The organism is Photobacterium jeanii, assembly GCF_001650345.1.
Lineage (GTDB): Bacteria > Pseudomonadota > Gammaproteobacteria > Enterobacterales > Vibrionaceae > Photobacterium > Photobacterium jeanii.
In genome coordinates this window covers 1-2563 of record NZ_LVHF01000005.1, presented here as the reverse complement: position 1 = coordinate 2563, position 2563 = coordinate 1, and the positions used below count along the sequence as shown (strand labels likewise).

4 protein-coding genes are annotated in these 2563 nt (G+C 39.1%); 3 read left to right on the top strand and 1 reads right to left on the bottom strand.

Annotated elements, in window-relative coordinates:
* The first annotated feature begins 101 nt into the window (after positions 1 to 101).
* Together A3K86_RS00050 and A3K86_RS00045 are read left to right on the top strand one after the other, a co-directional pair.
* Positions 102 to 641: a HEPN domain-containing protein gene (locus A3K86_RS00050; protein ID WP_068325777.1), complete on the top strand. Its 540-nt coding sequence runs from the start codon at positions 102 to 104 to the stop codon at positions 639 to 641.
* 126 nt (positions 642 to 767) lie between these two features.
* On the top strand, positions 768 to 1532 hold the full coding sequence (locus A3K86_RS00045) for a hypothetical protein (protein ID WP_068325776.1): 765 nt from the start codon (positions 768 to 770) through the stop codon (positions 1530 to 1532).
* Between the two features lie 117 nt (positions 1533 to 1649).
* On the opposite strand, the gene A3K86_RS00040 is transcribed toward A3K86_RS00045, so the two are convergent.
* The gene (locus A3K86_RS00040) at positions 1650 to 1895 is read right to left on the bottom strand and encodes a DUF6429 family protein (protein ID WP_068325765.1); all 246 of its coding nucleotides are present in this window, start codon (positions 1893 to 1895) and stop codon (positions 1650 to 1652) included.
* A 105-nt stretch (positions 1896 to 2000) separates the two neighbouring features.
* On the opposite strand from A3K86_RS00040, the gene A3K86_RS00035 reads away from it, so the two are divergent.
* Complete coding sequence (locus tag A3K86_RS00035; protein WP_068325763.1) at positions 2001 to 2393, top strand: SMI1/KNR4 family protein; 393 nt, start codon at positions 2001 to 2003, stop codon at positions 2391 to 2393.
* The last annotated feature ends 170 nt before the right edge of the window (positions 2394 to 2563 follow it).

Sequence of the window (2563 nt, the reverse complement as noted above, 5' to 3'; positions counted from 1 at the left end):
GATGCGTTACACTAGGCGGTTTTGGTATGGAGTTTGGTGCGCTTTGCAGGTTCAGTGGGGCACACCTTATTGCAGGCGTTAAGTGGTAGGAGAAAGTAAGTATGTCGAAAGCTTTAGAATCATTTAATTTGGCAATCACAGATGCTGAAGAATTGTTAAATTGTTATGATCAAATTAATCAAAATAACGCTCAAGATTATCAACCTCCAGAAGCATTAAAAAGAGCGTCCTTAATATTAGTTTTAACCGCATGGGAAACATATGTTGAGGATATTGCTACAGAGTTATTTGAATTAAAGTTTGGTGTGCTAAAGGGCAGTCAAATTGGTAATTTCATGGAACAGCAATTTTCTACAAGATTGAAAATGTTCCATAACCCTGATTCAGTTAAAACTAAACAAATTTTCCAAGAGTTTTTTGGCGTTGATGTTACGGAAAGCTGGGTTTGGAATAATTACAATACTCCCAAAGAAGTTCGAACAGTATTAAACCAATGGATAAGTAAGCGGGGTGATGCAGTTCACCGAGCAAATACTGATAAACAAGCAACTCACATCGTAAAGCGTAATGAATTAGATAAGTGTATCTTTTTCTTTAAGAGCTTAGTAAGAGTAACTGATGAAGGCTTGTCATACGCTTGAACTACTACCACTTAACAAAGGCATCAAGGTGACTTTTTACATTCGGCAGTTTTGGTTTGGAGTTCAGTGGGCTTGGTGAGTTGGTCGTGGCGCACCTTATGCCCAGCGTTATAACTCAGGGAAAGTATGGATACAAAAAGTATACAAGGCTTCGTCTCTAAAGAAGTCAGTCAATTATCGAATGAACAAGCAGCTTATATTATTGGTCTGATGTTCATGTTATTAATACCAGTTATTGATTCTTTGATTCCATTTCCACCGTTCTGGTTGTCGTCTGGAGCATTCCTTTGTGGTTTGGCAATTTACCTTCTCGAATTAATTGAAAAATTCACTTCAACAACAATTGGTAAAGCAGTCGGAGCTATTTTCCTTTTAGCGGGGACAACTTTCAATTTAGCAATGGCGAGTGGCACTGTAAATTATGCACTTAAGGTTCCAGCGAGCCCATTCGGATATACACAAACATTGACATCCATTTTGACGATTCCGTTGACAGCCGCGATCGGGATGCTTTTTCTTTTTGTTATCCTTTTACTCTTGGTTTTGTTCACTTCAGCGTTTCGAATTGAAAGTTTTACAGCTAAGAAAGTTCTGAATTTAGAGTTTTTCAAGGACTCCTTTAAGGTTTCTGTGGTTAGCTTTCTTGGTAGAATGTTTTCAGCTGTTGTTTTATTTTCAGTGTCACTAAGCTTTATCCAAAATAATCAATGGTATAGCGACCAAATATCCGAATTTACAAGGTGGTTTGCATACAATTTCGAGATGGAATCATATAGCTATTGCACTGTGCCTGATAAGGCGAAAGTAGCCTATCTAACTAGAGATAATATAGTTGTTGCTAATGAAGAAAAAAGCACATACATATTCTATGTAACTCAGTGTAAACAATGAGTTATAACAAAGCAATCAAGGTGATGCCTTACACTCGGCGGTTTTGGTATGGAGTTCGGTGAGCTTTGTTGGTTCAGTGGGGCACACCTTATTGCAGGCGTTATAAGCTCTCGAAATTCAACTGTTTTTCAGCATAGTTTTGAATAAGTCTTTTGCTTTCTTAACACCTTCAGGAGTGACAACGACAGATTTGTTCTTGTTGGCAGGGTCGAGGATTAATCCTTTCTCATGTAAATGGTTCATGACTTCAAAATCGATTCCTTTCCAAGCTCGACAGGAGCCATCAAAATCAGATTTGTCGTGAAGTGTCAGGTACATTAAGGCTAATGCCAACTCTGCTGCTTTATCAATGTCATAGTCCATTGTAAGACCTCAATAAACTGGTAAATGTACAATAAGTTAAGTGTAACAGTGTGGGCTTATTAAGCTACAGCTTATGTTAGACGTTATAAACCCAAAGGAATATCTATGCCGTTTGATTTAGATGAAAAATTCATTGTTGAAGCTGAGTCAGTTTTGACTGGTTCCCTTCCTGATAGTTACAGGCTTGCCATGATGCAAAGTAATGGTGGTGAGCTGGAAGTTAATGATGAAGGATGGGAACAATACCCGATTCTCGATAAAACAGATAGAAAGCGTCTCTCTCGAAGCTGCAATAACATAATCACTGAGACTGAATCATGCAAGGTTTTCGGTTGTTTTCCCGAGAACGCAGTTGCAATAGCAAGTAATGGTTGTGGTGACCAATTAGTCTTGCTGAAAGAGGATAATGTGTATTTAGAGCCGGTTTACCTTTGGTGTCACGAGACAGGCGACTTAACATTAGTAGCAAATAAATTCAGTGAGTTAGCCCGCTTATAACAAGGCCATCAAGGTGATGCTTTACACTCGGCGGTTTTGGTATGGAGTTCGGTGAGCTTGGTTGGTTCAGTGGGGCACACCTTATGGCTGGCGTTATGTGCTATCTACATAGAGAGGTCTCGTGAAGCGTTTTGGGTGCCCGATTTGTGGGTATGAAAGCATAGAAGTTT